At 74.0% G+C, this 6,965-nt stretch carries 5 protein-coding genes; all 5 read right to left on the bottom strand.

The genetic code is table 11. The features are described from left to right. On the bottom strand, positions 1 to 348 hold a 348-nt coding region (locus AB0A94_RS07110; protein WP_361740056.1), incomplete at its 3' end, for a zinc ribbon domain-containing protein. Between the two features lie 3 nt (positions 349 to 351). After that, positions 352 to 2,874, bottom strand: a complete 2,523-nt coding sequence (locus AB0A94_RS07105) for a tetratricopeptide repeat protein (protein WP_361740053.1) — start codon at positions 2,872 to 2,874, stop codon at positions 352 to 354. Positions 2,875 to 2,896: 22 nt separating this feature from the next. Beyond that, a complete protein-coding gene (locus AB0A94_RS07100; protein WP_361740050.1) occupies positions 2,897 to 4,231 on the bottom strand; it encodes a hypothetical protein in 1,335 nt (444 codons plus the stop codon). Between the two features lie 63 nt (positions 4,232 to 4,294). Further along, on the bottom strand, positions 4,295 to 5,338 hold the full coding sequence (locus tag AB0A94_RS07095) for a glutamate ABC transporter substrate-binding protein (protein WP_361740594.1): 1,044 nt from the start codon (positions 5,336 to 5,338) through the stop codon (positions 4,295 to 4,297). A 35-nt stretch (positions 5,339 to 5,373) separates the two neighbouring features. Next, complete coding sequence (locus AB0A94_RS07090) at positions 5,374 to 6,813, bottom strand: hypothetical protein (protein WP_361740047.1); 1,440 nt, start codon at positions 6,811 to 6,813, stop codon at positions 5,374 to 5,376. Positions 6,814 to 6,965: the final 152 nt, after the last annotated feature.

Genomic DNA, 6,965 nt, shown 5'->3' with positions numbered 1-6,965 from the left:
GCCGGGCACCGGAGGCGGCGGTACGGGCGCCCCCTGGACCGGTGTTCCACGGCCGGCCGGCGTGCCGGGCGGGTCGGCCGGGCGGTGGACCGGTGGGGCGGCGGGGCCGTCCGGGGCGGGCCAGGCCGGTGCGGCGGGCGGGTCCGACGGCGGCCGGGGCAGGCCGCGCTCCGCCGGGGCCTGCGACGGCACCGCGCCGTTCATGGCGATCGTCGGCTCGTCCCGCGGCCGTGCGGGGACCGCGGACAGGTCGTATCCGCACGCACCGCAGAAACGGTCACCCGACTCGAGGGGCTCCTCGCAGCTCGGGCACTTCGACAGAGCGGCCTGCTGAGGCATCTGCGACATCAACTACACCCACGTCCGGGGGCGGTAACGATTGGCACGTTCCACCAGGTCGATCCTCTCCTCGCCGCTGCGCGCCAGCCGGGCCAGCGTGCGGTACGAACGCTCCAGGCCGAAACGGAGGCCCCGCTCGTCCAGACCGCTGCCGAGCAGCGTCCGCCCCCCGGCGGCGGAAGGAGCGGAACCCTGGCCCCCGGAGAGTACCCAGTCCAGCCCGCAGCCGAGGACTTCGGCCGACAACAGCTCGCGCCGCGCCGGGTCCAGACCGTACGCCTCCAGGGCCTCGACCTGCCCGGCGGCGGCGGTCAGGTCGTCCAGGAACGGTACGTCACCGGCGGCGGCCGCACGCCCGCGCAGCCGCGCCCGGACGGACGCCACCCGCGCGGCCGTGTAGTGGATGGAGGACTCCGGCACCGACACCAGCGTCCGTACGGCGCCGTTGCGGTCCCCGGCCGCCAACTGCACCCGGGCCAGCCCGAACGCGGCGCTCACATGGCTCGGGTCGGTCGACCACACCAGGCGGTAGTACTCGGCGGCGTTGTCCAGCTGGCCCAGCACCTCCGCGCACACGCCGAGCGCCAGCTTCGGCGCGATCTCACCGGGGAACGCGTCGTAGACCGCGTCGAAGGCGAGCGCGGCGCCCTCGTGGTCGCCGGTGACGAGCGCGGCCACCCCCCGGTACCAGACCACCCGCCAGTCGTCGGGGTCCCGTTCCTCCAGCGTGCCCAGCGCCGCCAGCGCGGTGGACCACTCGCCGGTCTCCAGCCGGGCGCGGACCTCGCGCAGCCGGGTCTCCGCCGACGGGGCGGGCGCGGCGGCGAGCGCGTTGATCAGCTCACCGGGCGCGGACGCCAGCAGACCCGCGAGGAAACCGGCGTTGGGATCGGCGGGGTGCACGTGCGGCACGGGCAGGGCGAGCCCGGCGGCGGCGCAGTCGACGGGCTTGACGAGGACGGAGGTGCCGGCGGCGGCCGGGAGCACCCGGGGCGCCCCCTTGCGGGCGCGGCCCGGGCGGGAGCCGAGGCGGGAGACGTCCCCGTTCAGCGCGGGGAACAACTCCGTGTCCGTCACCCGCAGTTCCGGGCCGAAGAGCGTGGACAGCGCGGGGCGGGCGCGGCCCGACTGCAGGGAGACCACCTCGCGCAGCACGCCCGTCAGCTGCTCGGCCATCTCCTGCGCGGAGGCGAACCGGCGGGCCGGGTCCGGGTCGGTGGCGCGGACCAGGAAGCGGTAGAAGGACTCGTACCGCCGGAAGACCTCGATGCCGTCCGGGTCGGGCAGCGAGTCCACGTAGACGTTCGTGTAGCCCTGGAAGTCGAACGTGAGGACGGCGAGCGTACGGGCCACCGTGTACAGGTCCGACGCCACCGAGGGCCCGACGTCGGCGACCTCGGGCGCCTGGTAGCCGACCGTGCCGTAGATGGCCGACTCCTCGTCGTCCGTCCGGCGCACCGCGCCCATGTCGATCAGCTTCAGCTGGTCCTCGGTCTGGATCGCGTTGTCGACCTTGAAGTCGCAGTACAGCAGGTTCCGGCTGTGCAGGTGGCCGAGCGCCTCCAGGGCCTCGATGCCGTACGCGCACGCCTGCTCCACCGGCAGCGGATCGCGCCTTCCCTCCGGTGTGCGGCGGCCGTTGGCGATCTCCTTCAGTGACTTGCCGCCCAGGTACTCCATGACGATGTAGCCGTCGAGGGAGCCGGTGCGCTGGTCGAGGTGCTCCACGAAGTTGTAGATCCGCACGATGTTGGCGTGCTCGATCTCCGCGAGGAAGCGCCGCTCGGAGATCGCCGCCGCCATCGCGTCCTGGTCACCCGTGTCCAGCAGGCCCTTCAGCACCACCCAGCGGTCCGAGACCGCCCGGTCCACGGCGAGGTAGATCCAGCCCAGACCGCCGTGCGCCAGACAGCCGACCACCTCGTACTGGCCGTGCACGACGTCGCCGCCCCGCAGCTTCGGGACGAACGAGTACGGGTGGCCGCACTTGGTGCAGAAGCCCTCCGTGCGCCCCGGCCGGCCGCTGCGGGCCCGGCCCACCGGCGCCCCGCAGTCCGAGCGCGAGCAGAACCGCTTCCGCTCGGGCACCTCGGGGTTCTCCAGCACCATCGCGCGCGGATCGGGGCGCGGGATCGGCGGCACCTCGACCAGGCCGGCACCGAGGCGGCCCCGGCCGGACGAGCCGGCGCCCGCGCCGGAACTGCGCACCGAAACCGAACGGCCCGTGGGCCGGCCCGACAGCGAGCGGGAGAGCCGTCCGGAGACCGAACGGCGGGACTTCGACGACTGGGACGAGGTACGGGAACTGCGGCCGCTGCGGCCGCTGGAGCGTCCGCTGCCCGCCGAGCCGCGCGAGTCGCGGCCGCCCGCCGTGATGCCGGTCGGGGCCGAGCCGACCATGCCGGTCGGCGACACCACCGGGGCGAGGCCGCAGGTGTCGCAGTACAGCTCGCCGCCGCCGACGTCCTCGTACGCGCCGCCGCAGCCGGGACGCTGGCACCCGGTCCCGGGTGTCCGGTTCTCCGGTTCGCTCATGGCGCGGCCTCCCCCTCGTCGCTCATGCGCCGGGTCCCCTCCGGTCGTCGGGCACGCCCTGGCCCGGCACCCGCGGCGCCGTGCCGAGGACCTCCGCGGCGGCCTGCTGGTAGCGCAGCACCGCCCGGTCGGCGGCGCGCAGGTCGCAGGGCGCGCTCCACAGCATCCGGCGCGCCTTCTCGTACCGCTCCACCAGGACGGGATCCTCCGCCAGGCCGTGCCGGGCCACCTTCGCCTTGTACGCGTCCAGCCGGCCGCGCAGCTCGGCACGGACCGCCAGCGGTGCCGTCACCGCGGTCAACGACTCGCGGGCGCGCAGCAGTTCGTCCTCCGCCTTCTGCTCGAGGGACTCCAGGAGCGGGGACAGGCGGTGCCACTGGGCGTGTCTGCGGTACTCCGCGGCCGTCGACAGCTGCTCCTGCAGCACGGTCGGCGGTCCGCTGACCACCGGCACCTCCGTCGCGGCGATCTTCGCCAGCACCTCGCCGCGCGCGGTGCGGGCCTCGGCGAGGGTGCGGTCGGCACGGGACAGCACGTCCCGCAGCCTGACGATGCGCTTCTCCGCGTCCTGGCGGACCGTCAGCACCGCGTCGATCTCCCGGCGCACGTCCTCCAGCGCGCGCGCCTCACGGTCGTAGACCGTGGTGTCGGGCCGTCCGCCGCCGGGCGCCGAACTGCCCTCCGCGCGCTTCCAGTACGCCAGCGGGTCGGACACCACCTGCTCGCGCAGCTTCGTCAGCGTGCGGGTGATCCGCTCCAGGTCGTCGCCCGCCGGGTGCTCGCCCGGGCGCACGCCGACCGAGTGCGCGAGCCGGCTGGTGCGCTGGAGCTCGGCGGCGAGCAGGTCGATCCGGGCGGGCAGCGCCGACCACACCGCGTCGGCGGCGACGACCATGTCCAGCGAGGTCGCGTACAGCTCGTTCATCCGGTCGACGAGGGCGGCCAGCGAGTAGCGTTCGCTGAGTCTCCCGGGGGCGGCGTGGAGCGTCGGCGCGCCGGCGGTCGCCGCCGCACCGCCGGCCACGGTCACCGAGTCGCCGCGCAGCAGCTCCGTCAGCTCCACCAGGTCCTCACGGCTGGACCAGCGGCGGCGGGACCGGATGTCCCGGGCCGTGCGCAGCGCGTCCGTGTACGCGTCGAAGTACGTCCACAGCAGCGTGATCGACGCCTCGGTGGCCGTCCAGCGCTCCTCGGTGATGCCGGTGAGCCGCGCGCCCTCCAGGAGTCTTCGGCCCGCGTGGTCCTGCAGGGCGAGGAGCGAGGTCTCGATCGCCTCGTGCTCCGCGCCGAGCCGCGCCAGCGCACGGTCCACCTCGTCCCGGTCCATCACCGGCCCGGTGGGATCCGTGTCGGCCATCGATCACCTCTCGCTGGGGGGTTGTTGACGGTTGGGGTGTGTCCGGCCGGGGCCGGTCCGGGGTCAGCTCTCGCGCAGGTACTCCGGGGTCGGGGGCCTCGACTCGGAGGAGTCGGCGCCCAGCGTGGCCGAGAGCCACTCGGTGTACGCGTCCTGCCAGCCGTCCGTGGCGTCCTCGCGGAAGTCCACCAGGATCCGGTTGACCCGGCGGACCAGGTCGTCCGCGTCCTTCTTCATCGCCACGCCGTAGTACTCGGTCGTGAAGGCCTCGCCCTTGAGCTGGACCGTCGGGTCCTGCGCGGCCTGGCTGGCCGCGAGCGCGCCGTCGGTGACCACGGCGTCGACCTCGCCGAGCTGCAGCCGCACCAGGCAGTCCAGCTGGTTGGGGACGGTGGTGCGGATGTCGGTGGACGCCGGCAGCCTGCCCGCCTCCTTGTCCGCCTCCAGCTTCGTGTACGCGGTCGAGCCCGTCGCCGTGCAGATCTCCCGGCCCGCGAGCGTCTCGTCGTACCCCCGGACCGGTGAGGACTTCGGGGCCAGGACCTGCTGGCCCGTCTTGAAGTACGGCGCGGAGAACGCCACGTCCTCGATGCGGTCGCAGTTGATCGTCATCGTGCGGACGACCATGTCGACCCGGCCCGCCTGGATCGCCGGGATGCGCTGGTCGGTCGGGATCGCCTTGAACTGGACCGCGTCGCGGTCGCCGAGTATGTCCTCGGCGATGCGGTGCACCAGGTCGATGTCGAACCCCTCGAGGGTGCCGCCCTCCCCGCTGTTGGGGTCGCGGTAGCCCCAGCGGTAGCTGTTCTGGTCGACTCCCACGATCAGCTTGCGCTTCTCGCCCCGGCGGTTCTTGATCTCCTCGATGGTGGGGCCGTCGGCGTCGGAGGGGGAGAGGGTCTGCTTCTCCGGGTCCGTGCAGTCCTCGTCCGCCTGGGTCCGCGCGGTGTGGGACACGGTCTGGCCGGTGGTCCTCGGGGGAGCGGCGGCCGGGGCGCCGACGCAGGCCAGTGCCAGCGCGAAGACCAGGGTCAGGGCGCAGGCGGTCGCCATCGCGCCCACTCCGCCCCAGCCCTTCAGGCGGGCCCGCAGGTGTCGTGCGATCATCGTCATGGCCCCCTTCGGCTCCTTCACGCGCCCGTTCACCGGTACTCCGACAGCCTGCGGCCGATGCCCAGCACCGCGCCGGCCGCGCCCAGCACGGCGAGCACGGCCGCGCCGGCCGGCAGGCCCGTCAGCGCGTCCCGGCCGTCGCCGGCCGCCTGCTCGAACTCGTTCTCCTCGTGCGCGAGCGCCGCGGCCAGGTTCTTGTCGATGCTGTCGAAGCACTCGCCGGTCGCGCCCTTCGCGCCGATCACCATGTCCAGAGCCTGCTGGTAGTTGCCGTTCTCGTCCTGCTCGCGGGCGGCCGCGTGGCGCTTCTTCCACTCCGTCATGTTGCCCACCGCCGCGGAGACCGGCTTCGTGCCGCTGTCGTCGTCCGCGAGGCGCTCCGCCCGGGCCAGGCCCTTGCCGAGGGTGTCCAGGTCGCGGCCGAAGTCGTGGTCGTAGGCGTCGAACGTCTCGTCGCCGATCTTCGTCGTCTCGGCGCCGCGGGCCACCAGGGTCAGGTTCTCGTTGCCCCTCGCCTTCAGGGAGGCGATGCGGGCGTCGTGCAGCACGTCGAGGGAGCGGACGCCGTGGTCGTAGGAGTCGTTCAGGCCCGAGCGGGCGAGGGTGTGGCCGACCGTCAGCCAGAGGAGGACGACGGTGGCCGCCGTCGTCGCCGCCACCAGGCCGTGGTTGAGGACCCGGTTGGTGCGCAGGTAGGTGCGGCGCATGGCCCAGGCGAGGGCGGCCAGGGCGAGGACGCCGAGGGCGATGGCGGGCCAGGGGTAGGGGGTCGCGTCCGCGTAGTCGTCGCGGAGGCGCTGGTTCTCCTTGGTGTAGAGGTCCTCCGCCGCCGGGAGCATCTCCTCCTGCATCTTCTCGTTCGCGTACCGCAGGTAGGCGCCGCCCACGGGGAAGCCCTGGCGGTTGTAGGTGCGGGCGCGTTCGACCAGGCCCTTGTACTCGGGGAGCAGGCGGTTGAGCTCGGTGATGGTCTTCGCGGAGGGGGAGCCGGGGTCCGAGTTGGCCGCGGCGTTGACGAGCTTCGCGGCGGCGGTGCGGATGTCCTTCTCGTAGCGGTCCCTGGAGGCGGCGGTCTCCTGACCGCCGGCCAGGAAGCCGCTGGACGCCGCGGTGTTGGCGTCGGCGAGGGAGCGGTAGATGTCGGCGGCGTCCGAGCTGAGGGGCTGGCTGCTGGTGAGGACGTCGTCGGCGGCCGCGGCCCGGTCGGTCATCTGCCAGGCGGTCACCGCGCCGAAGGCGACGACGAGGGCGGCGAGGACCGCGCCGATGATGCGGAGGCGGCCGGGTTCGGTGGTGGCGGCCTTGCGGAGGCGGTCGGCGCCCTCGGCGAAGGCGGTGCGGCGGCCCTCCGGCGGTGGCGCGGTGGGGACGGGGACGACGGCGGGGGTGGGCTGGGGCGGCACCGCGGGCAGCGTGGGCACGGGCGTGCCGGTGCCGGGCGGTGCCGCGCCGCTCGGTGTGTGTGTCATGTGACCTCCCCCATGGTCATCCCTCGCGGCAAGTATCGCCGCCGCGCCTGACATATGCACCGGCCTTGGCGCGATCTTGATTCGGTCGCGGTGCGATCGCCGGGGATTCCGCCCCCACCCTGCCCACGAACACGCCCGGGAAATCAGTTCGG

It is taken from the genome of Streptomyces sp. NPDC044984 (assembly GCF_040646935.1).
GTDB lineage: Bacteria > Actinomycetota > Actinomycetes > Streptomycetales > Streptomycetaceae > Streptomyces.
This window is presented reverse-complemented; position numbering and strand designations above follow the sequence as displayed.